This window comes from Rhizobium sp. 05L429, assembly GCF_056397645.1.
In genome coordinates, this window is the sequence record NZ_JBFTNV010000031.1 from 57,979 (window position 1) to 83,909 (window position 25,931).

Here is a 25,931-nt window from a genome sequence, read left to right on the forward strand (position 1 = left end):
ATCTGACACATTGTAGACGAATATTTGGGTGTTTCCGGTCTCGCCGGAAATGAACTGGCAATGATTGCCGCCCGCATCAGGGTCTCCCAGTTGTTTAGTAGATCAGCTMGATATGCACCCGGCTGGCGCCAGAAGGCTGCCTGCGGGAGGAGTGGTGTATGAAAGGCACGACGCGCCATGTTCATTGATAAGATTCTTTCTCGCTTCAAGATTCAGACCAAGGTTCTGATCTTCGTTCTGCCATTCGTCATCACCATTTCAGCCGTCGGTCTGACCGGTCTTTATGCCTCCGGGCTGCTGCAAGGCCGCATGGAGATTTCCAACAGCGTTCTCCAGTCGCTGAGCGGGTTCAAGGATCTCTACGCCTCGATGGACGACTTCCTGCAGACAACCAACGAGCAGGCGCGCGATAAGCTGTATGCTGATATCAAGACCCAGGGGCAGACGCTGAACGCCACTATGGCGCAGATCGGCGACAATTCCGGTCATGCCAACCTGCAGGCCGCCATCGAGGGCACGAACGGCATTTCGGATACCGTCGGCAAGCTCTGGACCCTGCACGAGCAGGAAATGGCCGTTCGCAAGTCGATCGACGATGCCCAGAAAGTGATGATCACCAACCGCTTCAACGTCAGCTACGACGCCAAGCAGTTGGAAGAGAACGTCCGCACCGATGAAGGCAATGCGACCGCGACGCTGCGCGCAGCCGACCGTCTGCTGAAGGGCGGCGATACGCTGGCAACCGCCATGAATGATTTCAGTAAGGCGCAGACTTCGGCCGACAAGCTGAAAGTCGTGACCGATACGCTTCCTGCGATCGTCAAGGCGCAGCGCATGATCGAAATCTCCGTGCCGCAGAACCAGAAGAGCATGACCCAGTCGATGGCGCAGACCGTCAGCGATCTGAAGGCTCAGGCTGCAGCGCCGGAAGCGGGCACGGATGAGGGCGTTGCCAATCTCGGCCGTCTCGTTTCCCGTTTCCGCCAGATGTCGACTTACACCCAGCTCACCGCCACGCAGATGATGCGCGAGGCGACGACGACGTTCGTGGAGCTCGACAGCCGCATCGCGCAGACCAACTCGGTGCTGGAAGATACGCGGCGCCTTGAAAGCTCCATCTATTCGCTGCAGCTCGTGCTTGCCGATTTCAACGCCAAGCCGAACAAGGAAAATCGCGTCCGTCTCAACCAGGAAATCGCGACGCTCAACACCATGCTGAACACCCTCCAGGCAAGTGCCAAGGGTATGAATTTCGCCGGTGACATCGTTGACGCGATTTCGCCTGCTCTCGTCTCGATGGAAAAGGGCGCGCAATCCCTCGTCGATGTGATCAATCAGCGCACGACCGATTATGTCGCCGCGCGGCAGCAGCTCGACGGCGTCTGGGGACAGTTGACCAGCTTCGCGGAAGAGCAGAAGCAGACCGCCGGCACCGAGCGGGATCAGGCCAACAGCATCTCCGTCGGCACCACTGCGCTCGGCATCCTGGTGTCCATCGTCGGTGGCATTGCCCTCGTGCTGACGCTCCAGCGGCCGATCGCCCAGATCACCGCAGCCATGCGCCGCATCGCCGAAGGTGCGCTCGACACAAACATCTCCGGCGAGAAGCGTTCCGATGAAATCGGCGACATTGCCCGCGCACTCGGCATCTTCAAGGAAAATGCCATCTCCAAGATCCGTATCGAGGAGCAGAGCGACGAAGAGCGTCAGGCCGCCGAGCACGAGCGTCAGCGCAACGATGCCGAAAAGCAGGAGATGGATCGCCAGATCGAATATGCCGTCAACCAGCTTGCTGCCGGTCTCGAGCGCATGTCGCAGGGCGATATCTCGACGACGATCGAGACGCCCTTCATCGGCCGTCTCGAACAGCTCCGTCAGGATTTCAACGGCTCGATGATGCGCCTGCAGGCCACGATGAGCCAGATCCGCGACAACGTCGAGATGATCCAGGGCAACGGCAATCAGATGGCTCAGTCCGCCGAGGATCTTGCCAAACGCACCGAACAACAGGCCGCATCGCTGGAAGAAACTGCCGCCGCCGTCGATGAGATCACCGTCACTGTCCGCTCGTCCGCCGAGCGCGCCAAGGATGCCGACCAGATCGTTCGCCAGGCCAAGCGCAGCGCCGATGACTCCGCCGTCGTCGTCAACAATGCGATCGACGCCATGGGCCGCATCGAGGATGCGTCGCGCCAGATCGAGCAGATCATCGGCGTCATCGACGAGATCGCTTTCCAGACCAACCTCCTGGCGCTCAACGCCGGCATCGAAGCCGCCCGCGCTGGTGAAGCCGGCAAGGGTTTTGCCGTCGTTGCCATGGAAGTCCGCGAGCTTGCCCAGCGCTCTGCCGCTGCCGCGCAGGAAATCAAGGGCCTCATCAACAAGTCGACGAACGAGGTGAATTCCGGTTCGCAGTTCGTACAGGAAACCGGCACGGTTCTCGCCAAGATCAGCGCCCAGATCGTCACGATCAGCCAGCATGTCGAAATGATCGCCCGCGCCAGCCACGACCAGTCGAGTGCGCTGCAGGGAGTCAATTCCACCGTCAACCAGATGGACCAGATGACCCAGCAGAACGCCGCGATGGTGGAAGAGACCACCGCCGCAAGCCGCGAACTGGCAAACGAGGCGGACGCGCTGTTGCATCTTGTGCAGCAGTTCAAGATCGACGGCGACAGCGACATGCAAGTCTACCGCGCCGCTTGAGCAGGATTTTCGCGGATCTTAAATGGCCCCGTTTCGGGGCCATTTGTCTTTCCGAGAAAATCACGCGATGATTTTGTAAGAATTCGGCAGATTGAAAGTTTTTCGCGTCGATACCAGAAAACCGTCTTCCAATGGCGGCGCGTTAACAGCAGCAGAAGAAATGGAATGCTACGGCCGAAGAAGGTTAAGAGAAAATTTTCCTTAACGTTTATCAATTAACTTGGCGCTGGTTGTACCCGCCAGGAGTTGTTGATGCCGCGTTTCTTTTCCACGTCCATTGTGCGCCAGATCGTTGCGATCACGCTGCTTCTGCTTGCGGTCAGCACCGCGGCGATTGTCGGCGTGACCTATTACAATCTCGGCAGCTATGTCATGGAGAGTGCGGTATCCGACGCAAAGGATGCAAGCCGCTCGATGGCGGTCCTCTACGGAGCAAGCGATAGCAATGTCCGCATCGACGTGAAGGATAATATGCTTTCCGGCGTCGCCGAAGACAAGATCCCGGCCTTTGCGGATTACTCACTCGTCGACCGTACGGCGCAGTCGATTGCCGGCGTCGCCACCATCTTCGAAAAGCAGGAAAACGATTACGTCCGCGTCTCCACCAACGTAAAGAAGGAAAACGGCGACCGTGCCGTCGGCACCAAGCTCGCCGTGGATCACCCCGCCCAGCCTGTGCTCGCACAAGGTAACGCCTATTATGGTCCGGCGGACCTCTTCGGCCGCAAGTTCATGACGGGGTACTTCCCGATCAAGAATCCGTCCGGTGCGACGATCGGAATCCTCTTCATCGGCATACCCATGGAAGTCTACTACGAGCGGATGAACCATCTGCAGATGCTGGTTCTCAGCGTCGGCCTTGTGGTGATGCTGCTCGTCGGTGTGTTCGCATCCTATGCAATCCGCCGCTCCATAAAGCCGATGCTGGCACTGACATCGAGCGTCCACGCCATTTCGTCGGGCGATCTCGTCAGTGCCATCCCCTGCGTCGAAAAGAAGAACGAATTCGGTGAGATCGGCCGTGCCCTTGCTCTCTTCCGCGACAGCGCGATGGCGCGCCAGGAACTGGAAACGCAGGCCGCCGAACAGCGCGCCCTGAACGATTCCGAGCGCAGCCGCAACGACGCGGAGAAGCGCACGCTCGACGGCCAGATCGATTTTGCCGTCGATCAGCTTGCCGCCGGTCTCGGCCGCCTGTCACAGGGCGACGTCTCACAGACCATCGAAACGCCCTTTGTCGGCCGGCTCGAACAGCTCCGCATGGACTTCAACAGCTCGCTTTTGCGCCTTCAGGATACGCTCACGCGCATTCGAGCGAGCGCCGCTTCCATCCAGCGCAACAGTGGCTCGGTTTCGGCTTCGGCTGACGAACTCTCCAGGCGCACGGAATCCCAGGCCGCAAGCCTGGAGGAAACGGCCGCCGCCGTCGAGGAGATCACCGTCACGGTTCGCTCTTCCGCCGAGCGCGCGCATGAGGCAAACAACGTTGTTGCGGCGACCAAGCGGACGGCCGACAGTTCCGGAGCCGTCGTCAGTGACGCGGTCGCTGCCATGAGCCGCATCGAGAACGCCTCGCAGCGTATCGAGCAGATCATCGTCGTCATCGACGATATCGCCTTCCAGACAAACCTGCTCGCATTGAACGCCGGCGTCGAAGCGGCGCGCGCCGGTGAGGCCGGAAAGGGCTTTGCCGTCGTTGCCCAGGAAGTACGTGAACTTGCACAGCGCTCCGCAACTGCCGCCAAGGAGATCAAGACGCTGATCGACCAGTCGACGCGCTAGGTCAATGCCGGTTCCGAGCTCGTGCAGAAGACCGGCAGCGTGCTCGCTTCGATCAGCCATGAGATCATCGCGATCAGCGGTCACGTCGAGACCATCGCCACGGCGAGCCGCGACCAGTCGGCCGCCCTCCAGGATGTCAACAGCTCTGTCAACGCCATGGACCAGATGACCCAGAAGAATGCGTCCATGGTCGCGGAAGCCACCCAGGCAAGCCGTATGCTAGCCGAAGAGGCTGATATGCTGATGGCGCTCATCGAGCAGTTCCGCCTTGCCGAAAGCGCAGCAGGTCATGGCCGCGCGAGACAGGCGGCCTGACATCCGCATTCGTCTTCCACCGACCGCACCTTTGGGCGACCGGTGGCCTTGTCTGCCGGCAGTGTCAGCCAGGCTGCAATTTGCACCAGGAAGCTGCTCCCAGCTTTGTTGTAAAAGGCGTCCTCTTCCCTTATCCGATCGCGTCTTGTTTGCTGCAGCAATGTTGCTCGCTGCATTCGGCCGGCAATGTCTGCGATTATGAGATTATCGATCATCGTGATGCCCTCTCGTTTATGGACATCAATTGATCTACACATCAAAATTCGCTTCTTGAACAAGTAGATTCCCATTATGTTTTTCATTCATGAAAAACAGCAATTGGGACTCCTATCAGCTTTTCCTGCAGGTCGCCCGCACCGGTGGCCTGACGGGCGCAAGCGCTGCCACCGCTCTCAGCCCAGCGACGATCGGCCGGCGCATGCTCGATCTCGAACAGGAACTCGGCCGCGCCCTGTTCCACCGCAGCCAGACCGGCTACCGCCTGACATCAGATGGGCAGACTCTCGTCGATCATCTGCTGGAGATGGAAGCGGCCGCCCGCAAGGTGGAGGTTTGGCGGCAATCGGCTGACGGCGGCGCCACCGTCAGGATTGCTGCCGGCACCTGGATATCCTGGCTGCTCACGGAGAATTTTGCGGCAATCCGCACGCCGGGCGATGCGTTCTCAATCTCTTTGACGATCGGCGAAGCGCGGGCGAACCTGAACTACCGTGAAAGTGATATCGGTATCCGGGCTTTCGAGCCGGAGGAAAGCAATCTCGCCGCCCGTCTGCTGGGMGAGGTCGCCTATGCCATCTATATCAGGCGCAATGCCAACCAGGACGATCTCAGATGGATCGCCGTCGGCGAGGAGGATGCGATCTCCGCCTATCTGCGCTGGCCATACCGGAATGCTCGATCCGCGATCGTCGCAACGCTCAACCGTCCGCGCTCCCTGCCGGATCTGGTGCGTGCCGGCGTCGGCAAGGCAGTGCTTCCCTGTTTCGTCGGCGATCTCGATCCAGAGCTCGAACGTTGCGGCGGCGAGTTGCCGGAACTGCGCCATCGCCAATGGATCGTCATGAATGCCGAGGATCGCCACCGTCCGGAAATCCGCACGGTCGCCGACCGGATAACGAAGCTTTTGAAAAGTTACACGGATCTCTTCGCCGGCAAGCGCGCCAGCCGCGGGTAGCTGGACATGTTCTACGGCATCAGCCAGCGCACGAGCCCCACCTGGCTGTTTACGCCGAGCTTCGAATAGATGTTCTTCAGATGCGAGCGTGCAGTCTCGTAGCTGACATCGTTCGTCCGCGCGACTTCGCGCAGCGACAGGCCAGCAGCGATACCGGCAGCGATCCGCATTTCCGCCGCGGTCAGCTGGTCGATGCGGGGCAGCGTATCTTTGAAATCAGGGCGCAGTGGCAGGTTCATCCGCTCGATGATCAGCGCCGCTGTCGGTCCCTCGAGAAATTCGGTGATGAAATCCGACTGCATTTTCACCAGCGTGCATTTGAAGCTGGTATTTTTCATCCTGATCACCGTGCTCGCGGGCGGCAATGCGTGGAGATGGTGGCGCAACAGGGCCGACAGGCGGGAAGCAAGTGCATTGTCGTTGACGATGATCCTCCCGGTTGTGCTCACGCCGATCGCTTCGCCCTCGGCGATCATCTGTTCGGCCGCGCTGTTGATGGAACGGATGGTCTGATCCTCGCCGATATAGACGATGCCGACGCCGATCGCGTCGAAGAGCGACAGCCCGTTTTCGTTATGGTGGGGGTCGCTATGCTCGCGGCGGATGAAGTCGAAGGCGCGCMGCAGATGCGGCGCGAGATCGCTGAGGAGCTCGGCATTGCTGCGATTGAAGTCCGGATCGGAAGAGGAGGTCAGTGTCGATAGATTGAAGGAGCGGCCACGCTCCCGCATGATCGTCACGCCGACACTGCTCTCACAGCCGATCCAGCGGATGTAGTCATTGTAGAATTCCGTCTTCAGAAGCTGCTCCCGCGGCAGCATCTGATCGGCGATCACGCCAAGGCCGATTGGCCGGGTGGCAGCGCGCGGCATCCACGGGTTAATGGCGGCGTAATAGCGGTTATAGGCCTCGGTTTCTGCGTTTTCGAGGCCCGAGGACAGGGAAAGCCCACCGGTTCGCGCGATGGCATCGTGAAAAAACAGCGTGGACTTGGCGTCCGGCATTGTCGCGGTGAGGGCGTCGAGAAAGGCTTGCCACGACGTCTCGCCAAAGAGCGCGCCGTAGATCAGATCGGTCAGAACTTCGAGTTTTGCGTGCGGCGAACCGGGCATATGCAGTTCCGTGCGAAGAGATACTCAATTATGCCGCGACTCCGCTGTGCTGACAATTGCGCCAAATAGCGTAGGTCCGGCGCTAGGACGCCGGACCCTATTCTCAGTTTCTTTTTGCGACGATGACCGGGATCAACAGATCCCCCCAGTTGCCGTCGCCGCCGTGATGCCGGGCGGAGCGCACCAGCTCGACCGAAACGCCAGCCTCGACGGCCTTCATCACCGATTGATTCAGCCTGTGCAGATCATTGGCGAGCATGCGGGTCACCGTCTGCTGGTCGTCCGTCATGCTGCTTGCCTGTTCTTCCGTCCGTTCGCGGACGCGCGCAATGGATGCCATGTCGTTTCCTCCTCTACTCGGCAGCCGGTTTGAACTGGGCGTGTTCGGTCGATTCCCCCATGGCCGTCGTTGAAGCCCGGCCGCCTGATATCGCCAGCGATACCGCGTCGAAATAGCCCGTACCGACTTCACGCTGATGCTTGGTGGCGGTGTAGCCGCGCACTTCGGCCGCGAATTCCGCCTGCTGCAGCTCGCAATAGGCTTCCATCTGCCGCTCGCGATAGCCGCTGGCGAGTTCATACATGCCGTAATTCAGCTGGTGGAAGCCGGCCAGCGTGATGAACTGGAACTTGTAGCCCATGGCCCCGAGCTCGCGCTGGAATTTGGCGATGGTCGCATCGTCGAGATTTTTCTTCCAGTTGAAGGATGGTGAGCAATTATAGGCGAGCAGCTTGCCGGGGTGTACCTTGTGTACGCCTTCGGCAAAGCGACGCGCCTGCTCCAGATCCGGCTTCGACGTTTCGCACCAGATGAGGTCGCAATGCGGCGCGTAGGCGATGGCGCGCGCGATGCAGGGCGTGAGCCCGTTTCGCACCTGGTAGAAACCCTCGACCGTGCGGCCAGCATCATAGTCGACGAAGGGCTGGTCGCGCTCATCGATATCGGATGTCAGGAGCTTGGCAGCCTCCGCGTCGGTGCGGGCAATGACGAGTGTCGCAACACCCATGACATCGGCTGCAAGCCGTGCGGCATCGAGGTTGCGGATATGGGCGGCGGTCGGGATCAATACCTTGCCGCCGAGATGGCCGCATTTCTTCTCCGACGCCAGCTGATCCTCGAAGTGAACGCCGGCAGCCCCCGCCTCGATATAGGCCTTCATGATCTCGAAGGCGTTGAGCGGCCCGCCGAAGCCGGCCTCGGCATCGGCGACGATGGGCGCAAACCACGTTTCGACCGAAAGCCCGTTGGCTTCAGCCGTTTCGATCTGGTCGGCGCGCTGCAGCGTGCGGTTGATGCGCTTTGCAAGCTCCGGCCCCGCATTGGCCGGATAGAGCGATTGATCCGGATACATCGCCGATGCCGTGTTGGCGTCGGCCGCGACCTGCCAGCCCGAGAGGTAGATCGCCTTCAGTCCGGCGCGCACCATCTGCATGGCCTGATTGCCGGAGAGTGCGCCGAGCGCATTGACGAAATTCTCTTCATGCAAAAGGTGCCAGAGGCGGGCCGCGCCCATCTCGGCCAGCGTATGGCGCAGCGCTAGCGAGCCGCGCAGCCGCTCTACATCATCAGGCGAATAAGGTCTCTCGATACCGTCGAAGCGTCCCTTGGGTATATTGCCGATGAGCTTGTTAAAATCTGTCATACCAGTCTCCTCTTTAATTTCCAACGATTGAGCGCTGATGACAGGATTTACAAAATTGGTCGAACTATCCAGAAAAACCTTTGATTCCAAGCTGAGAAAGAGGTTAGGATGAGAAGGATTTACAGAGCAGTTTGAAATTTTGTAAATATTTGTAAATCTAGAATGTAAAGGATGTGACATGGCGGAACGGAAGGTATTTGCGGGGCCGAAAGTCAGGCGCATCCGCAATGCGCTGGCGCTGACACAGACCGCGATGGCCGAAGCTCTGGAAATCTCGCCTTCCTATCTGAACCTCATCGAACGCAACCAGCGCCCCCTGACGGTGCAGCTGCTGTTGAAGCTCTCTGCCGTCTACCGCGTCGACCTTGAAGAACTGCGGGGCGAAACTGCCGGTGGCCTCGGTCAGTTGAAGGAGGTTTTCGCCGATCCTTTGCTGGCTGGTGAACTGCCGGGCGATCAGGAGCTTGTCGAGGTAGCGGATGTCGCGCCCAATGCGGCGGGTGGCATGATCAAACTCTATCGCGCCTATCGCGAGCAGGCTGCCCGGCTTTCTGACCTGACTGCTTTGATAGCAGGCGACGGCCATGCGGCAGTCGCTCCGGGTCGGCTGCCCCTGGACGAGGTGAAGGAGGTGCTGGAGCGCCGCTCCGCCTATTTCGCCGGGATCGAGGAGGCGGCAGAAAATTTTGCGAATGGGCTCGCTGCAGGCAGCAGCCTGAAGKACTGGTTGAAGAACGAGCGCGGCATCAGCGTTCGCATCCTTCCCGTCCATGTAATGCCGGATCTTCGCCGCCGGTTCGACCGTCATTCGATGCGCCTCTTCCTGTCCGAGCGTCTTTCGGCAGCCGATCAGGCACAGGAAATAGCGATCGAGGTGGCAAGGCTGGTTCTGCTGCCCCAGATCGAAGCCGAGCTTGGGGATCTGCCATTGTCGTCCGACGAGGCCCGGCGCATCGCCCGCTTCGAGCTGACCCGCAGCGCTGCTCTGGCCTTGATGATGCCCTACGGCGCCTACCTTCTTGCCGCGCAGAGCACCCGCTATGACATCGATCTCATCCGCGCCCGCTTTGGTATGTCCTTCGCCCAAGCTGTATCGCGTCTCGTCATGCTGCAGCGTGCCGGCGCTGGAGGCATTCCCTTTTTCCTCATGGAGATCGATGCCGCTGGCCATGTCATCCGCAGGGCTGGAGCGCAGGGCTTTCCGCACGCGCGCTTCGGCGGCAACTGTCCGAAGCTTAATGTTCACATGGCCTTTCTGGAGCCGGGTAGAGTACTGGCCGAGACGGTCGCCATGCCTGACGGTTCGACTTTTCTGACGGTGGCGCGCACGCTCGAAGGGCCGGTTGTGGAATTCGGCGAACGGGTGCGGCGCACGGCAGTGCTGCTCGGCTGCGACACTGCTTTGCGCGACAGTCTGGTTTACGGCCGAAGTGATGCTTCGCCGGTCGCGATCGGTCCCGCCTGTCGCCTCTGCGAGAGACGCGGCTGCCTTTCGCGCGCCGAACCGCCGGTCACGCGTCCACTCGCCCTGGACGAGACTGCTGCTGGCTTCGGTGCCTTCGATTTTCAGTGATTGTGAAATCATTGACACTGCAGGATTTTACGCTTGTCGGCTCCGAAAATCCTTTCTAGTCTGCAGCAAAACCAGAGGGAATAAGAGGTGTCCGGGGGCGCGATACCTTTACAAACAGGAGATATCATGAGGTCGAGAATCGCCAACCTGACGGCAGTTGCCGTTGTCGCTCTCCTTGCCGCCGCTCCGGCCTTCGCCCAGGAGCGTGTGGTCAACGTCTACAACTGGTCCGATTATATCGACAGTTCGATCCTTGAGGATTTCACCAAGGAGACCGGCATCAAGGTCGTATACGACACTTTCGATTCCAACGAGACCGTGGAAACCAAGCTGCTGGCCGGCGGCACGGGTTATGACGTCGTCGTTCCGACTGCCGACTTCCTGCAGCGCCAGATCCAGGCCGGTGTCTTCCAGAAGCTCGACAAGTCCAAGCTGACGAACCTTTCCAATATGTGGGATGTCATCCAGCAGCGTACCGCCGAATATGATCCCGGCAATGAATACGCGGTCGATTACATGTGGGGCACCGACGGTATCGGTTACAATGTCAAGAAAGTCGCCGAAATCCTTGGACCTGATGTCAAGCCCGGCCTCGAAGTGATCTTCGATCCGAAGGTCGCCGAAAAGTTCAAGGACTGCGGCATTTACGTGCTCGACACGCCGAAAGACGTGATGACGACGGCACTGCGTTATCTCGGCCTCGACCCGAATTCCACCAAACCGGAGGATTTCAAGAAAGTCGAGGAACTGCTGACGGCAGTTCGCCCCTACATCCGCAAGTTCCACTCGTCAGAATATATCAATGCGCTTGCCAATGGCGACATCTGCATTGCCTTCGGCTATTCCGGCGACATGCTGCAGGCCCGCGACCGTGCGGCCGAAGCCAACAATGGCGTCGAGGTCAACTACTCGATTCCTGGGCAGGGCGCCCAGATGTGGTTCGATATGATGGCGATCCCCGCCGATGCCAAGCATGTGGCTGAAGCGCATGAGTTCCTGAACTACATGATGAAGCCGGAAGTCATCGCCAAGGCGAGCGACTACACCTTCTATGCCAACGGCAACAAGGCCTCCCAGCAGTTCGTCAGCAAGGGCGTGCTGGAAGATCCGGCCGTTTATCCGACTGATGATGTGATGAAAGGCCTCTTCACCGTCAGGCCGTGGGATCCGAAGACCCAGCGCTCGGCGACGCGAATCTGGACGAAGGTCGTTACCGGCCAGTGATTTTGGTCAGGCCCGGACGGAAACGTCCGGGCCTTTCAATTCCCGGCCMGGGTGGAGGCCGACTGAAACCTTGTATTTTCGGGGAATAATATGAAGTCTCTCGGCAATATCCGCCGCGCATTCGCGCCCTGGACCGATCCGTCTGCAAAACCCTTCATTGCTTTCAAGAATGTCACCAAGCGCTTCGGTGACTTTACCGCCGTCAACGATCTGTCGCTGAACATCTATCATCGCGAGTTTTTCGCGCTGCTCGGCGCGTCGGGATGCGGCAAGTCCACGCTGCTGCGCATGCTCGCCGGTTTCGAACAGCCGTCATCGGGCGAGATCGTTCTCGACGGCACCGACCTCTCGGGCACGCCGCCCTACAAGCGGCCGGTCAACATGATGTTCCAGTCCTACGCTCTTTTCCCGCATATGACGGTCGAGAAGAACATCGCCTTCGGCCTCAAGCAGGACGGCATGTCGAAGGACGAGATGGCCGAGCGCGTGTCGCAGATGCTGAAGATGGTGAAGCTCGAACAATTTGCGTCCCGCAAACCGAACCAGCTGTCCGGTGGCCAGCGGCAGCGCGTGGCACTCGCTCGCTCGCTCGCCAAGCGTCCGAAAGTGCTGTTGCTCGATGAGCCGCTCGGCGCGCTCGACAAGAAGCTGCGCGAGGAAACGCAGTTCGAACTGATGGACCTGCAGCAGAGCCTTGGCCTGACTTTCGTCGTCGTCACGCATGATMAGGAAGAGGCGATGACCATGGCCGACCGCATAGCCGTCATGAGCCATGGCAAGGTGGTGCAGGTCGCGACACCGGCCGAAATCTACGAGGCGCCGAATTCGCGCTTCGTTGCCGATTTCATCGGCGATGTGAATATTTTCGACGGCAAGGTGACGGCAGCGTCAAACGGTGCCGTCGAGATCGCTGTCGAAAGCGGTTTTACGGTGCGCACGGCTTCGGCCGAGACGCCCGCCACAGGGGCAGCACTCGGCTTTGCCATCCGCCCGGAGAAGATCCGCGTAACACGCGCCGCACCGGCAAATGCCGCGGTCAATGCAGCCAGGGGCGAACTCTGGGACATCGCCTATCTCGGTGACATGACGGTCTTCCACGTGCGGCTCCCGAGCGGCAAGACAGTCAAGGCTTCCTCTCTCAATGCGCAGCGCTCCGTCGAGGACCCCTTCACCTACGATCAGGAAGTCTGGGTTTCCTTCGCTGAAGATGGCGGCGTGCTGCTGAAGGATTGAGACCATGGGAATATTTGCTTCTCGCTTTTACAGCCGGCTCGTCATCATCATTCCCTATGCCTGGTTGCTGCTCTTCTTCCTGGCGCCGTTCTTCATCGTCTTCCGCATCTCGCTCTCGACGACGGCGATCGCCATCCCGCCTTACGAGCCGGTCTTTTCGCTTGCCGACGGCTGGAGCGGTTTCTGGGAAAAGGCTTCAACCTTTTCCTTCGACAATTATGGCTACCTCACGGACGACCCGCTCTATTTCAACGCGTACCTMTCGAGCGTCGTGATTGCAGGGATTTCGACCTTCCTGATGCTGCTGATCGCCTATCCGATCGCCTATGGAATGGCGCAGGCGCCGCGCACCATCCGCCCGACGCTGCTGATGCTCGTCATCCTGCCGTTCTGGACGAGCTTCCTGATCCGCGTCTATTCCTGGATCGCCATTCTGAAGCCTGAGGGCCTGCTCAACCAGCTTCTCCTGTCGCTACACATCATCGACAGCCCGCTGATCATCCTCAACACCAGCACGGCCGTCTATATCGGCATCGTCTATTCCTATCTGCCCTTCATGGTCTTCCCGCTCTATTCGTCGCTCGAAAAGATGGATGGCACGCTGATCGAGGCGGCTCAGGATCTCGGCTGCACGCCGATCCKAGCCTTCTGGCGTGTCACATTCCCCTTGTCTCTCCCGGGCGTGATCGCCGGCTGCATGCTGGTCTTCATTCCGGCTGTCGGTGAATTCGTCATCCCCGATCTTCTCGGCGGCTCGCAGACGCTGATGATCGGCAAGACGCTCTGGAACGAGTTCAACGCCAACCGGGACTGGCCAGTCTCTTCGGCGGTGGCAACGATCCTGCTTCTGATCCTGGTGATCCCGATCGTGTTCTTCCAGAATGCACAGGCCAGAGCCGAAGAGCGGGGGAGATAAGTCATGCTGAGATGGACCCGCTTCAATATCATCTCCGTGGTGCTCGGTTTCGCCTTCCTCTACCTGCCGATCGTGCTTCTGGTGGTTTTCTCGTTCAATGAATCGAAGCTCGTCACCGTCTGGGGCGGCTTCTCCACCAAGTGGTATGTGTCTCTACTCTCGAACCAGGGCCTGCTCGATGCGGCCTGGGTAACCATCCGCGTCGGCCTATTGTCGGCAACGCTTGCCACCATCCTCGGCACCATGGCGGCACTGACCCTGGTGCGCTTCACGCGCTTCCGCGGGCGCATGCTGTTTTCGGGCATGATCTATGCGCCGCTCGTCATGCCTGACGTCATCACTGGCCTCTCGTTGCTGCTGCTCTTCGTGGCGATCGGTTTCGACCGCGGCTTCTGGACGATCACGCTGGCGCACACGACACTGACCATGTGTTTCGTGGCCGTTGTCGTTCAGTCGCGGCTCCTGAGCTTCGATCAGTCGATCGAGGAAGCCGCCCAGGATCTTGGCGCGCCGCCGGTGCGCACCTTCTTCGAGATCACGCTGCCGATCATTTCGCCGGCCGTGTTTTCCGGCTGGATCCTCGCCTTCACCCTGTCGCTGGACGACCTGGTGATCGCAAGCTTCACATCGGGTCCGGGCGCAACCACGCTGCCGATGAAGATCTACAGTCAGGTTCGTCTCGGCGTGACCCCGGAAATCAATGCGGTCTGCACCATCCTGATCGCCATCGTGACGGTCGGCGTCATCTGCGCATCCATCATCACCAAGCGCCGCGAAGTGCAGCGCGAGCGCGATGAAAGGGCTGCGGCCGCGACTGCTTAAGGCTGGGTTTTCGCCGGTGCGCTGAGCAGCGGCACCGGCGAAATGACCGGGTTCGGCCACGAGCCGCCGATAAAGAAGGGCAGGAGCGGCAGATCGACCGCTCTTGCCGGATCAGTCGCTTCCAGCGAGCCGGAGAGTGCAAGCCCGTTCGATTGATAGGTGACGATGCCGGACAGGGTCAGCGTCTGGTCGGAACCGGCAAAACGCGCATCGTGGATTTCGGCGGTGCCATTGGCAAAGTCGGCCTGAAGATCGAGCTTGTTGAAGGCGAAGGCCCCGTTTGCGGCGGCGCTCAGCGGGAAGAACGGCTTCTGCGCTGCCTGTGTCCGGATTGCGGAGACATCGACGCCGGGGATGGTGCCCGCCGTCGTCCAGAATCTGAGCTTGCCGGTCACATCGGCAAGTCCCGTCGTCCAGATCGCCTTCGGTGTCTCCAGCGAAAGATCGRGTGAGCCGCTCGCATGCGGCAGCGGCCCCTTGAGCTGCAATTTCTCGGCAAGTGCATTGAAATCCGCATCACGGATCGAAAGCTGCAGCTTACCGCCACCATCGAAATCGCGGCGGGTCGCCTCCAGATGGGCAGTCATTTCGCCGCCCTCGAACTGGCTGTCGCCGATATCGAACTTCGCTTCCTCGCCGGCAACGATCACGCTGGYGCCGACATCCGCAAGCGAGAAGATACCCATCTGCGCCTGTCGTGCAGAAAGCCGCACGTCGAGATCAAGGAGTTGCAGCGGTCCGATGGGGCTCTGCACGAGCAAATCGCCCAGGCCTCCGGCGGCAAGCCGCAGTGCAAAGGCGTCGAGGAACGGCTTGAGGTTCATCTGGTCGAAGGCAAGCGTCCCGCCGATTTTCGGCCGCTTGCCGGGCGTGACGGTGAAATCCATAACGCCGGTCGCGCTCGCATCGTTCAGTGTCATACTGACATTGTTGAAGCGGAAACCGTTGGACGCCGAGGTCACATCCGAGGTCATCGATGCGCTCTTCAGCGACTCGATCCCCGGCATCGGTTTGCCGGACCATTTCAGGAGGGCGGGCACATCCGGAAAGCTGGCGCTGAAATTGCCGGATACCGCCGAAAGGCTCACCATGCTGCCGACGCCCTGGAAACGCGCGGTCATCAGATTGGAGGCGATCGAGGCCTTCATCTCCGCATTTTTGCCGGCGAAGACGAGCAGTGGCGTGGCCGAGGCAAAGTCGATCTTCAGGTCCTGTGTGTTGAAACGGGCAATGAGGACTGCCGAGATCGCCCTCGACAGCTTCGGCCAGGCGATATCCGCCGCGACGCTGTCGAAATGGTGGACATCGCCCGTCCGCGTATCGGTTATGGTCAGCGTGCCGTCCTCGACCGTCACGGCGCCGATATCGGCGTCGAGCTTCGGATCGAGAACTTCGGTGCCGTTGTCATCCCGCACGCCGCTGATCGCCCGCGCCAGAAGACCGGCATAGCTCCAGTCGATCAGGCCGTTCTCGTCACGCGTCAGCGCGAGGTTGGGCCGCAGCAGGTGGAATTCGTGGAAGCGTGTGCGGCCGCGCAGTGCATCGATCAGGCTGAAATCGGCCGAAAGGCTTTCGATACGGCCGAGCAGCTTGTCGCCGCTTTCGCGCGGTTGGCGGATGGTGACGTCGTTGAGCGTGATGCGCGGCGTCGGCCAGAATTCAAGGACGGGCTTACCCTTGATCTCGGCCTGATAGCCCGTCCACTTCGACAGAGCATCCTCGATGCCGGAGCGGACGAAGCCGGTTGAGATGAGATAGGGGGCGGCGAGCCTGAGTGAGAGGAAGAAGGCAAGCCCGACCAGCAGCACGATGGTGGAGATGCGCGCAAAGGCCGGCAGCCAGCGCGAGGCGGGGCCGATCCTTTTTCGCCATCTGCCTTGTCTTGACGTACCCATGAGCTCCGCCGGAATTTCAGCCGGTTACCCGTTATTTTCTGATTTTGCCGGATATATGAAATACCGGGCATATGCAAATCCCACGCGCCGCGGATCGCGCCGTTGCACACTTTATAACGCATTGCAGCATGATATAAGTCCCGCATTGGGGAGGAGGAATGAATGCAGGAAAAACAGCCGCTTTGGAAGCCCACTGAAGACGCGATCGAAAATAGCCCGATCCACGCCTTCATGCAGCGCTGCAATGAAGACTTCGGTCTCGTCTTGAAAAGCTTTGAGGATCTGCATGCCTGGTCGATCGCCGATCGGGAACGCTTCTGGTCGACCTTGTGGGATTTCTGCGGCGTGAAGGGAGAGCGTGGCGCAGATATTCTCGTGAATGGCGACCGCATGCTGGATGCGCGGTTCTTTCCGCAGGCACGCCTGAACTTCGCTGAAAATCTGCTGAACGGAAGCGGGCAGGGCGATGCCATCATTTTCCGCGGTGAGGACAAGGTCGAAGACCGCTGGTCGTGGGATCGCCTGCGCGCGCTTGTGTCACAGCTCCAGCAGGGCTTTCGTGCACTCGGCATCGGTGAGGGCGATCGCGTCGCCGCCATGATGCCCAATATGCCCGAAACGGTGGCAGCCATGCTGGCGGCCACCTCGATCGGCGCCATTTGGTCGTCCTGTTCGCCTGATTTCGGTGAACAGGGCGTGCTGGACCGTTTCGGCCAGATTGCGCCAAAACTTTTCATCGCATGCGATGCCTATTGGTATAATGGCAAGCTGCAGGATGTGAAGCCGAAGGTGGTGAATGTCGCAAAGAGCCTCGATGCACCGACCATCGTCATTCATTATGCCGGCGATGCAGAAGAGGTCGCGCGCGAAACCGCCGGTGGCAAGACGCTTGCCGAATTCATTGCCCCATATGAGCCGAAATCGGTCGAGTTCGTGCGACTGCCCTTCTCCCATCCGGCCTATATCCTGTTTTCCTCAGGCACAACAGGCGTACCGAAATGCATCGTGCATTCGGCCGGCGGCACATTGCTCCAGCATCTGAAAGAGCATCGCCTCCACTGTGGCCTGCAGACGGGCGACAAGCTTTTCTACTTCACCACCTGCGGCTGGATGATGTGGAACTGGCTGGCAAGCGGCCTTGCCTCCGGCGCTACGCTTTGCCTTTTCGACGGATCGCCTTTCGCGCCCGATGGCAATGTGCTCTTCGACTATGCGGCCGAGGAGAAATTCGCCATCTTCGGGACCTCGGCCAAATATATCGACGCGGTGCGCAAGAGCGGACTGACGCCGCGCACGAGCCATGACCTTTCGAGCCTGCGATTGATCACCTCCACCGGTTCGCCGTTGTCGCCCGAAGGTTTCACCTTCGTCTATGAAGGCATCAAGAAAGACGTTCAACTCGCCTCGATTTCTGGCGGCACGGATATTGTTTCTTGTTTCGTGCTCGGCAATCCGCTGCAGCCCGTCTGGCGCGGCGAGATCCAGGGTGCGGGCCTTGGCCTCGCCGTCGATGTCTGGAATGACGAAGGCAGACCGGTTCGTCAGGAAAAAGGTGAACTGGTTTGCACCAAGGCCTTTCCCTCCATGCCGGTCATGTTCTGGAACGATCCCGACGGMGCCAAATATCGGGCCGCCTATTTCGAACGCTTCGATAATGTCTGGTGCCATGGTGATTTTGCCGAATGGACCGAACATGGCGGCCTGATCATTCACGGTCGCTCGGATGCGACGCTCAATCCGGGCGGCGTGCGCATCGGCACGGCGGAGATCTACAATCAGGTCGAGCAGATGGAAGAAGTGGCTGAAGCGCTCTGTATCGGCCAGGACTGGGATGACGACGTGCGCGTCATACTCTTCGTGCGTCTGTCGCCAGGCATGACGCTGACCGAGGATCTGGCAAAGGCGATCAAGACCCGCATCCGCGTCGGTGCATCGCCGCGCCATGTGCCGGCCAAGATCATTGCGGTCGCAGATATCCCGCGCACCAAGTCCGGCAAGATCGTCGAACTGGCCGTGCGCKAGGTTGTTCATGGCCGGCCGGTGAAAAATCAGGAAGCGCTCGCCAACCCTGAGTCGCTTCAGCTTTTTGCCGGACTGGAGGAGCTGAAGGTTTGACAGAGGAAGCTAAACTACAAGCTTTTGCCGTTGATCAATTCCGCGTTTTGGAAACCTTTCGTTAAGAAAGGTTTGTCAAAGGTGAAGCCATCTTGGAGACCATACATGAAGAGATGGTCTGGAACTGCGGTTCCCGAAACATGATGTTGATCGACTAAGCTCTTGTTTTACCAGCACTAACTCTCTAAGGCAGCCATTGGCTGCCTTTTCTTTGGCAAGCATTCCCAGCAAAATCGTGCAGCGGCTTTGCGCCTGGAATTGCATGAAAATAGGCGCCTAACCGGCAAGCACGCGCTGCGATGGGAAGGTGATCTCCACCAGGGTGCCTTCGTTCGGCGCGGAATTGATCGAGAAGATTGCCCTGTTGGCATCGACCATCGCCTTGGTCAGCGGCAGGCCGAGACCGGTGCCGTCGCCACGATGACGCGACTGCGTGGACGAAACCTGGCGGAATGGCTTCATCGCCTGATCGAGCTCGCTGCGCGTCATCCCGATACCCGTATCGCGCACCCGCATCGCCACGCTGCCGTTCGCCTCATAGGAAGTGGAAACGACGATCTGCCCGCCTGATGGCGTAAAGCGGATGGCGTTCGACAGGATGTTCAGTGCGATCTGCTTGATCGAGCGCAGATCGGCAACGACATCCGGCACCGACTGCGACAGGGCCGTGCGGATGATGACGCGCTGGCTGTTTGCCTGCGGCTGGACCAGAGCAACCGCTTCCGAGATCGCTTCATTGAGACCGACGGAGGCAAAGTCGAGATCCATCTCGCCTGCCTCGATCTTGGAAATGTCGAGCAGGTCGTTGACGATGTCGAGAACGTGTCGGCCGGAACGGCCGATGTCGTTTGCATATTCGATGTAGCGCGGGTGGCCGATCGGCCCGAAGCGCTCGCTCGCCATCATGTCGGAAAAGCCGATGATGGCGTTGAGCGGCGTGCGGATCTCATGGCTGACGCGCGCAAGAAAATCCGTCTTGTGGGCATTGGCGGTTTCGGCGGCACCCTTGGCATTGCGCAACTCGTCCTCAGTGCGCTTCCACTGGGTGATGTCGCGGATGACCGCGCAATAGCCGTTGGATGAGGTCAGGCGGCCCATGGTCATGAACAGCGGCACGAAACCGCCGGCCGCCTCGCGGCCGATCACCTCGCGCCCGTCGTTCAGCACGCTGGCCACACCATGGCCGGAAAGCCCATGCAGATAGTCGAGCACCGCCTTCTGGCTCTCATGTGCAAACAGCATGACGAAGGGTTTGCCGCGTGTTTCCTGTTCGTCATAGTTGAAGAGGGCGCTAGCCGAGCGGTTCATCGAGCGGATATCGCCTTCCGTGCCGATGACGACGACACCGTCGGTCGCTGTCTCCAGAATCGAGCGCAGCTCCTCCACCTCGACCTGCAGCTTGGCGACCTTCTCCACCATCCGGTCGGAGCGCTGGTCGAGCCTGATAACCTCGCCCCTGCCTTCTTCCCGGTTCTCGACCGGCATCAACGCCAGCATCATAGCGTTGGAATCTTCCCAGCGCACCGATTGCAGACGGGCCGTGACCGGCACCAGCCTGTCATCGGCTTTGACGAGCATCATCGTGCCCGCACCGTTTTCAAGGTCGTGACGCTGCAGCAACGCATCGAGGCCCCCCACCTCGGAGAGTGCCTCGACGGAAGCGTAGCCCGTCAGCCGCAGGAATTCCGGATTGCCGTGGATCAGTTGGTCGCCGGCATGGATCAACACGGCAACAGGCAGCAGATCGACGGTGGCAGCCGAGAGCCCGTCCGTCATCTTCACACGCGGCGGAATGAAACTGGTCAGAACCTCGATCTGGCTGACCGTCTCCTGCAGACCTTCGGTCACTTCGTCTTCGGCTTCACCTGCGGGGATCTCTTCGGCCTCGGCGGCAACCTCTTCCAGCAGTGGCTCCGCAGCAGCTTCGAAAATTGCTTCCTGCGGAATTGCCTGCCCGACGGAAGGGGTTTCGGCAACGGCTTCTTCGGCCGCCGGCGCCTCTCCTACATCAGGTTCAGGCTGCGGCGTGGCGACCGGTTCTTCGTGGTACGTGCCGAAGGCTTCGAGGCGTTTGGCGATCTCGCGGAAATTCGCCTGCTCGGCGGCTGTCAGGCCATTGCCGGCGCTGTGAAGCTGCACGACCTTGTCACTGAAGCGGCGGTTCGGCGTTTCGGAAATGCGCAACGCCGGCGGTTCCTCCTGTCTGTCGCGAGGCGGCTGATCTTCCCGCTGACCGGCAACATCAGGCTCGGAGGCGGACTGTTCTTGGACGACAGGTTCCGGTGCTGACGCCTCTTCCGGGATGGTTACGTCCGTCGCTACTTCGACTTCCGGCACGGTGTCTTCTTCGACATCAGCGTCCGGATTCACAGCCTCGTCGGTCTGCGGCATAACTTCGGCAATGACTTCAGGCTGTTCTTGCGGCATTTCGGCTTCCGCCGGTGCCGTCTCTTGCGGCTCAGCTTCATTTGCCGATCCGAGATAGGAGGCATCATGGCCGATGCCGTCGGGTCCGAGCGCCAGGCCAAGCGCCAGGGGATCTTCCTGGGCGTCCGACAGGCGCACCACGCCGAAGCCGCGGAAACCATCGAAATCGCGGTTGCGCGTATAGGTCGGCAGAGCTGCCAGGTCGACGGGTACGACGAGGCTCGTGCTCTCGATCGGCCAGTAGATCGTCTTGCCGGACCAGGTATCACGCCGCGCCAGCGCTTCGGAGAGCTTCGATTCCGGATCGAGGTTGAAGAGGGCGGCAACGTCGGAGAAAGCGCTGCCGATGATGTTGCTCGCATGCGGGCCGACAGCCTCGGCGAATTCATGAGAAACTTCGCTGAAGCGGCCTTCCGCATCGATCTTCCAGACGAAACGGGTGGCGCGGCTGTTCGGCTTGAAGACGAAGCTGCTCTTCCTTGGGCCGGCTGTAGGCTCTTCTGGGACAACGGGTGCTGCTGCGAAGTTTTCGGCAACGGAAACGGCCGGCTCAACCCGCTCGACGACTGGAGCCCCCGCGCCGGCCTCTACGATCTCTTCCTCGGAAGCAGATGCTTCGGTCTGCTGCTCGACCTGCTCGCTGGCGTCATCGACGACCACTGTTTCAGGCTCGGTAATGCTTCCATCTGCCGACGGCTCGGACTGGGCCTCGGCTTCGACCGGTTCGCTCATCTCAACCGGGCCTTCGGTCTCGCCGGTAATTTCCTCCAGTGTCTCCTCGACCTCTTCAATGCCAGAAACTGCGTCGATCGCCTCGGCTTCCGTGAAGCCGGCCGCGGGTGCGGCAATACTGGGAGTTTCGTCCGTTGCGGCTTCTGCTGGCGCACTCTCTTGAATATTGACGGAAGGTTCGATCGGGTCGAGATGACCGATCGCGGTTTCAACKGCGAAGAGAAGGTGGAGTGCCGGCTCGTCGTTGAGTTTGCCGACGGCAGCCGGCAAGTGGCCAAGGCCGGTCGCAACCGGGCGCTTTACCAGGCGGTCTGGATGGGCGCCGGCGAGCGTGATCAGCGTCCTTGCCGCCTGCTGCGTAATGCCGAGCGAGGCGAAACCGGGCGAAGCGGCAATGACTTCGCCCTCGGCTCCGATCACGGCCATATGCGTATCCGGGTCGTCGAGGCCTTGCAGCATTTGCGCAGCATTGGCGCCCGCCGTCAGCGGGGGCGTGGAGACCGGAACGGAAAACAGAATGGCCTTCTCGCCCGAAGCGAGACGGATAAGCTCTGACGACGCGGAAGCCTGAACGCGCTGAAAGCCCTTGGCGATGCGGATGACGAAGGTTTTCCGGGCGCCGATCTCGCCAAGCTGACGGGCAGTCGCCTCAAGTTGGCGGAAGGTGATGTCGGCATGGCTGACACCCTGGTCGAGCAGATCATAGACCGCGGTGTGGCCAAAAAGCTCGGCGCCGGCACCATTCGCCCAGAGCAGGCGAGAAAGATCAGCGGAAAAGAGCACCATGGCCTCGCCACGCGAGAATCGCTCACGCACCCGCACATGCACGGCGATATCGATGAACGGATACTGGACTGCGGGCATGATCGAACCTGTCGCTTTCGGGCTCTTCAGAATTAACAGCTTATTAATAACTGCAGGTCTGCGACCGGTCCAGAAGAGCACGGAGCTTTCGGCCGGAAAGGTTAACGCATTGTGCGTTGCACAACGATGTTGCAATGCACAATAAGATGCTGTATATAAGATTTATCCAATTTATCGCGGGCACAGATTTGCCCATCTAAAAGGACGCGATCCGATGGCTACCATAAAGACCGACGACGTTTTTTCAATTGCCTCCTTCGACCCGAGCAAGCTGGCTGAGTCCTTCCGCGACTTCACCGAAAAGGGTGCTCAGCAGTCCAAGGAAGCCTATGCCAAGCTGAAGTCCGCCGGTGAAGAAGCAGGCAAGACGCTGGAAGCAACGGTCCAGACCGCGCAGGCCGGCAGCGTTGAGATCGGCCTCAAGGCAATCGATGCGCTCCGCGTCAATGCCGAACGCTCGCTCTCCCACATGGAGGCGCTCCTTGGCGTCAAGTCCGTCGCCGAATTCTTCGAGCTTCAGACCTCTTTCCTGCGCAAGCAGGCTGAATTGACCGTCGAGCAGGCGAAGTCGCTTCAGGAAACCACCAAGCAGGTTGCCGAGAAGGTCGCAAAGCCTTCGAAGGAAGCTGCTGAAAAGGCCATGGCATCCTTCAAGATTGGCTGATCTGCCAGGCTCGATAGATAATAAAGGCTGGACCGAATGTTCAGCCTTTTTGTATATTGAGCGCAAATCGGGGCTTGAATTAAAGTTCAAGTCCTCGTATGTGACCCCCGTCGCGGCGTGCGCGGCATTGTGCGGTTGTAGCTCAGTTGGTTAGAGCGCAGGTTTGTGGCACCTGAGGTCGGAGGTTCGAGACCCCCCAACCGTACCATTCTCTCCCATAAGTTGGTTTGCCAGTTCGGCAATGCACGGCATCGGCGCTTTTTGATGTCAAAATGATGCCTGCTCGCATTTTGCTATTGCCGTTAACACTAGTTTACMTATTTATGAGCAGTGCGATGCAGCAATTGCCCGTTGTTTTCGTTGCATTGCGAAATGCTGGCGGCTTGCCGCTTGGGGGTAGGACAGTCCACCGAGGCATTATAGGAGAATTCAATGTCCATTTCTGTACAGAATATTGAGGAATCGACCGCTGTTTCCCCGATTGACGTGGCAGCCGCGGTTAAAGGCGCACGTGATGCGGTTGGCTACAGTATTGAAGACCTCGCAGTTACCTGCGGTCTGGCCAATGGGGAAATCCTCGAAATCGAAAATGGCGAAAGTGCCGATCCGGCAAAGCTAAGGCGTATTGCTGCAGCGCTGCAGGTTCCGGTTTCTGCCTTTCTGCATATGTAGGTGCGACAAGGCCGGTTGGCATCTCCGACCGGCCGTCGTCCCTTTTAAGGGACATGATTGGAACTCTTGCGCCTCCCGCGCCGTTCAACGGTCGACGGGAGTATATGTATGTCCAAGACCCTTCTTTACGGCGCAACGAAGATCGACGAGACGAATGCCGCCTATGCGGCTGTCGCCAGTCTCGAACAGTTCCAGTGGAAGAACCGCGTGTTCATTCTCATCGCCGACCGCGACAACTCCCGCGCAGCCCGCCAGGAAAACCAGCTGCTTGCCGACCGCGCCGCTCTTGAGGAACGGGATATGGTTATTCTCAAGCTTGTCGGATCGAGCATAAAACCGCTCTTCGGAAGCGGCGACGGGCTGAACGGCGAGGCGCTTCGAAAGGAACTGGACGTGCCTGACACGGGTGAATTTGCCGCCTTCCTGCTTGGCAAGGATGGCACCGTGAAACTGAAGGCCAGTGAGCCGATCACGTCAGGCGAACTCTTCGCCATCATCGACAGCATGCCGGTCCGTGCTGCCGAGGCAGTCAGAGACGACAAATAATCCAATATTGCAATCGTAAAGGAGCCGGCCATGTCCGTCCCGAACGACCCTCTTCCCGACCAGCCGCCAATGCCCTCGCCAGGCTGGAGACCGGTGCCGCCGATCAAGGAGCCGGAGCCCGATCGCCTGCCGGATGAAGTGCCGCTCCCCAACCCCGATGAAAACGAGGAACCGGCAAAGCATCTGAGCGCGAGAGCAATACCAGCAAAAGTGTACAGCGGTTTTGCGTAAAGAGTTACGCGAAAACAAGGGGATGGAGCATGAAATGCTCTAAAGGAACATCTGCCTTTCTTCGTCGACGAGTTCTTGCAGGAAATCGATGACGCTGCGCACGCGCACCAGATCGCGCGCGCTTTCGTGGTAGGTTGTCCAGTAGGCGCGGCGGATGGATACCTGCGGCAGGATGCGCACCAGTTCCTTGTATTGCCGGGCGATATAGTCATGCAGGATGCCGATGCCGGCGCCGGAACGCACGGCCTCCGTTTGGCCGATCGCAGTCGAGATTTCAAAACCCGCGTCCCAGCTGCGCATCACCTCGCCGGAGAAATTCAGCGAGGCGGTGAAGATCAGGTCTTCGACATAGCCGATGCGCGGATGCACCTTCAGGCCATCGACATCCTCGGGCTTTCCATGCTTCGTGAGATACTCCCACGATGCGTAGAGGCCGAGCGTGTAGTCGGTCAACTTGGATGAGACGAGCCGTCCCTGTTCGGGTCGTTCCAGCGTAATGGCAATATCCGCTTCGCGCTGTGACAGCGAGAAGGAGCGCGGCACCGGCACGAGCTGGATCTTGAGTTCCGGATGGCGCTCGATCAGTCTGCCCATGCGTGGCGCAAGAAAGGAAACACCAAACCCATCGGGTGCGCCGACGCGCACCGTTCCGGCAATTGCCGTATCCGTGTGGCCGAGATTGGCCTGCGCGGCCAGCATTTCCGTTTCCATCCGCTCGGCCGAGGCAAGAAAGACTGCGCCTTCGGCGGTCAGCTCGCAGCCATTCGTCCGGCGGATGAAAAGCCGCGTCTTCAACGCCTCTTCCAGCGAGGTAAGCCTGCGCGAAAGCGTGGCGTGATTGAGCCCCAGCCGCTTCGATGCGGCGAGGATCTGCCCGGTGCGGGCGACGGCCAGGAAAATACGAACGTCGTCCCAGTTCATGGCTTGGAACGCATCACGATGGGTTCGACGTCGACAAGCGTCAGTGACGTCACCATGCCGGCCGTCTCATTCTTGTATTTCAGGAAATGCGGCGTCCGCAGATGGGCCTCGTATGCCTCCTTGTCGACATAGACCTCCAGGATACGGATCACGTTTGGACGATCCTTGATGGAAACGGCATTCAGCGAAAGGACGCCGTCCTCCAGCGCAACGGACGCCTCGATTTCCTCGGTAAGCAGCGCCCGGTAGGCTTCGAGCGTGCCCGGATCGATCTCCAGTTCCGCCATTCTGACGACAGGTTTTCCGCTCATCGTCTCGACCTTCCCTTTGACTTGTCCGCGTGCGATGCCAATTTTGAAGCAGG

The 25,931-nt window shown here is 59.7% G+C and carries 19 protein-coding genes, 1 tRNA gene and 1 pseudogene; 14 read left to right on the forward strand and 7 right to left on the reverse strand.

What is annotated here, in order from left to right:
- The first annotated feature begins 177 nt into the window (after positions 1-177).
- From AC1DNW_RS26945 to AC1DNW_RS26955, 3 genes and pseudogenes are all read left to right on the forward strand, one after another.
- On the forward strand, positions 178-2,706 hold the full coding sequence (locus AC1DNW_RS26945) for a methyl-accepting chemotaxis protein (protein WP_113311550.1): 2,529 nt from the start codon (positions 178-180) through the stop codon (positions 2,704-2,706).
- Positions 2,707-2,958: 252 nt separating this feature from the next.
- Positions 2,959-4,803, forward strand: a pseudogene (locus AC1DNW_RS26950) (methyl-accepting chemotaxis protein).
- 304 nt (positions 4,804-5,107) lie between these two features.
- The gene (locus AC1DNW_RS26955) at positions 5,108-5,977 is read left to right on the forward strand and encodes a LysR family transcriptional regulator (protein WP_477854917.1); all 870 of its coding nucleotides are present in this window, start codon (positions 5,108-5,110) and stop codon (positions 5,975-5,977) included.
- Positions 5,978-5,988: 11 nt separating this feature from the next.
- On the opposite strand, the gene AC1DNW_RS26960 is transcribed toward AC1DNW_RS26955, so the two are convergent.
- The 3 genes from AC1DNW_RS26960 to aceA form a co-directional block, all read right to left on the reverse strand.
- Positions 5,989-7,089, reverse strand: a complete 1,101-nt coding sequence (locus tag AC1DNW_RS26960; protein ID WP_477854918.1) for a helix-turn-helix transcriptional regulator — start codon at positions 7,087-7,089, stop codon at positions 5,989-5,991.
- A 103-nt stretch (positions 7,090-7,192) separates the two neighbouring features.
- Entirely contained in the window at positions 7,193-7,429 is a 237-nt protein-coding gene (locus tag AC1DNW_RS26965; RefSeq protein WP_113300706.1) for an SMc00767 family acetate metabolism repressor, read from the reverse strand.
- Between the two features lie 13 nt (positions 7,430-7,442).
- Positions 7,443-8,732: an isocitrate lyase gene (gene aceA, locus AC1DNW_RS26970; RefSeq protein ID WP_113311546.1), complete on the reverse strand. Its 1,290-nt coding sequence runs from the start codon at positions 8,730-8,732 to the stop codon at positions 7,443-7,445.
- 178 nt (positions 8,733-8,910) lie between these two features.
- Here aceA and AC1DNW_RS26975 point away from each other — a divergent pair, with 178 nt between their 5' ends.
- The 5 genes from AC1DNW_RS26975 (at position 8,911) to AC1DNW_RS26995 (ending at position 14,500) form a co-directional block, all read left to right on the forward strand.
- On the forward strand, positions 8,911-10,305 hold the full coding sequence (locus tag AC1DNW_RS26975) for a helix-turn-helix domain-containing protein (RefSeq protein ID WP_477854919.1): 1,395 nt from the start codon (positions 8,911-8,913) through the stop codon (positions 10,303-10,305).
- Between the two features lie 126 nt (positions 10,306-10,431).
- Complete coding sequence (locus AC1DNW_RS26980; RefSeq protein WP_113300703.1) at positions 10,432-11,529, forward strand: polyamine ABC transporter substrate-binding protein; 1,098 nt, start codon at positions 10,432-10,434, stop codon at positions 11,527-11,529.
- 90 nt (positions 11,530-11,619) lie between these two features.
- Positions 11,620-12,762 carry an ABC transporter ATP-binding protein gene (locus tag AC1DNW_RS26985; RefSeq protein ID WP_477854920.1) on the forward strand — a complete coding sequence of 381 codons (1,143 nt, stop codon included), beginning with the start codon at positions 11,620-11,622 and terminating at the stop codon, positions 12,760-12,762.
- Between the two features lie 4 nt (positions 12,763-12,766).
- Positions 12,767-13,678 carry an ABC transporter permease subunit gene (locus AC1DNW_RS26990; RefSeq protein ID WP_477854921.1) on the forward strand — a complete coding sequence of 304 codons (912 nt, stop codon included), beginning with the start codon at positions 12,767-12,769 and terminating at the stop codon, positions 13,676-13,678.
- A gap of 3 nt (positions 13,679-13,681) precedes the next feature.
- On the forward strand, positions 13,682-14,500 hold the full coding sequence (locus AC1DNW_RS26995; RefSeq protein ID WP_113300700.1) for an ABC transporter permease subunit: 819 nt from the start codon (positions 13,682-13,684) through the stop codon (positions 14,498-14,500).
- Here the strand turns inward: AC1DNW_RS26995 and AC1DNW_RS27000 are convergent.
- Positions 14,497-16,395, reverse strand: a complete 1,899-nt coding sequence (locus tag AC1DNW_RS27000) for an AsmA family protein (protein ID WP_477854922.1) — start codon at positions 16,393-16,395, stop codon at positions 14,497-14,499. The two genes, AC1DNW_RS26995 and AC1DNW_RS27000, sit on opposite strands and share 4 nt — an antisense overlap.
- Positions 16,396-16,557: 162 nt before the next feature.
- Here AC1DNW_RS27000 and AC1DNW_RS27005 point away from each other — a divergent pair, with 162 nt between their 5' ends.
- Positions 16,558-18,510: an acetoacetate--CoA ligase gene (locus AC1DNW_RS27005; protein ID WP_477854923.1), complete on the forward strand. Its 1,953-nt coding sequence runs from the start codon at positions 16,558-16,560 to the stop codon at positions 18,508-18,510.
- Between the two features lie 276 nt (positions 18,511-18,786).
- Here AC1DNW_RS27005 and AC1DNW_RS27010 read toward each other — a convergent pair whose 3' ends face one another.
- Complete coding sequence (locus AC1DNW_RS27010; protein ID WP_477854924.1) at positions 18,787-22,533, reverse strand: ATP-binding protein; 3,747 nt, start codon at positions 22,531-22,533, stop codon at positions 18,787-18,789.
- 214 nt (positions 22,534-22,747) lie between these two features.
- Here AC1DNW_RS27010 and AC1DNW_RS27015 point away from each other — a divergent pair, with 214 nt between their 5' ends.
- From AC1DNW_RS27015 to AC1DNW_RS27035, 5 genes are all read left to right on the forward strand, one after another.
- Positions 22,748-23,197, forward strand: coding sequence for a phasin (locus AC1DNW_RS27015; RefSeq protein WP_113300696.1), 450 nt, complete (start codon positions 22,748-22,750; stop codon positions 23,195-23,197).
- A gap of 131 nt (positions 23,198-23,328) precedes the next feature.
- Positions 23,329-23,405 (forward strand) — tRNA-His (locus tag AC1DNW_RS27020).
- A 224-nt stretch (positions 23,406-23,629) separates the two neighbouring features.
- Positions 23,630-23,869 carry a helix-turn-helix domain-containing protein gene (locus AC1DNW_RS27025; RefSeq protein WP_113300695.1) on the forward strand — a complete coding sequence of 80 codons (240 nt, stop codon included), beginning with the start codon at positions 23,630-23,632 and terminating at the stop codon, positions 23,867-23,869.
- A 108-nt stretch (positions 23,870-23,977) separates the two neighbouring features.
- Positions 23,978-24,415 carry a DUF4174 domain-containing protein gene (locus AC1DNW_RS27030; RefSeq protein WP_113311539.1) on the forward strand — a complete coding sequence of 146 codons (438 nt, stop codon included), beginning with the start codon at positions 23,978-23,980 and terminating at the stop codon, positions 24,413-24,415.
- 30 nt (positions 24,416-24,445) lie between these two features.
- Positions 24,446-24,646: an MSCRAMM family adhesin gene (locus AC1DNW_RS27035; protein WP_113311538.1), complete on the forward strand. Its 201-nt coding sequence runs from the start codon at positions 24,446-24,448 to the stop codon at positions 24,644-24,646.
- A gap of 39 nt (positions 24,647-24,685) precedes the next feature.
- On the opposite strand, the gene AC1DNW_RS27040 is transcribed toward AC1DNW_RS27035, so the two are convergent.
- Together AC1DNW_RS27040 and AC1DNW_RS27045 are read right to left on the reverse strand one after the other, a co-directional pair.
- Positions 24,686-25,567 (reverse strand): LysR family transcriptional regulator, encoded by an 882-nt coding sequence (locus tag AC1DNW_RS27040; protein ID WP_113311537.1) that lies wholly within the window; start codon positions 25,565-25,567, stop codon positions 24,686-24,688.
- A complete protein-coding gene (locus AC1DNW_RS27045; protein WP_113311536.1) occupies positions 25,564-25,878 on the reverse strand; it encodes a putative quinol monooxygenase in 315 nt (104 codons plus the stop codon). The genes AC1DNW_RS27040 and AC1DNW_RS27045 overlap by 4 nt, the downstream gene beginning before the upstream one ends.
- Between the last annotated feature and the right edge of the window lie 53 nt (positions 25,879-25,931).

What these genes read in the sequence shown, in the direction of transcription:
- AC1DNW_RS26945 (WP_113311550.1), top strand. Translation starts at nt 178, where the DNA reads ATGTTCATTGATAAGATTCTTTCTCGCTTCAAGATTCAGACCAAGGTT.
- AC1DNW_RS26965 (WP_113300706.1), bottom strand. Translation starts at nt 7,429, where the DNA reads ATGGCATCCATTGCGCGCGTCCGCGAACGGACGGAAGAACAGGCAAGC.
- aceA (WP_113311546.1), bottom strand. Translation starts at nt 8,732, where the DNA reads ATGACAGATTTTAACAAGCTCATCGGCAATATACCCAAGGGACGCTTC.
- AC1DNW_RS26980 (WP_113300703.1), top strand. Translation starts at nt 10,432, where the DNA reads ATGAGGTCGAGAATCGCCAACCTGACGGCAGTTGCCGTTGTCGCTCTC.
- AC1DNW_RS26995 (WP_113300700.1), top strand. Translation starts at nt 13,682, where the DNA reads ATGCTGAGATGGACCCGCTTCAATATCATCTCCGTGGTGCTCGGTTTC.
- AC1DNW_RS27015 (WP_113300696.1), top strand. Translation starts at nt 22,748, where the DNA reads ATGGCTACCATAAAGACCGACGACGTTTTTTCAATTGCCTCCTTCGAC.
- AC1DNW_RS27025 (WP_113300695.1), top strand. Translation starts at nt 23,630, where the DNA reads ATGTCCATTTCTGTACAGAATATTGAGGAATCGACCGCTGTTTCCCCG.
- AC1DNW_RS27030 (WP_113311539.1), top strand. Translation starts at nt 23,978, where the DNA reads ATGTCCAAGACCCTTCTTTACGGCGCAACGAAGATCGACGAGACGAAT.
- AC1DNW_RS27035 (WP_113311538.1), top strand. Translation starts at nt 24,446, where the DNA reads ATGTCCGTCCCGAACGACCCTCTTCCCGACCAGCCGCCAATGCCCTCG.
- AC1DNW_RS27040 (WP_113311537.1), bottom strand. Translation starts at nt 25,567, where the DNA reads ATGAACTGGGACGACGTTCGTATTTTCCTGGCCGTCGCCCGCACCGGG.
- AC1DNW_RS27045 (WP_113311536.1), bottom strand. Translation starts at nt 25,878, where the DNA reads ATGAGCGGAAAACCTGTCGTCAGAATGGCGGAACTGGAGATCGATCCG.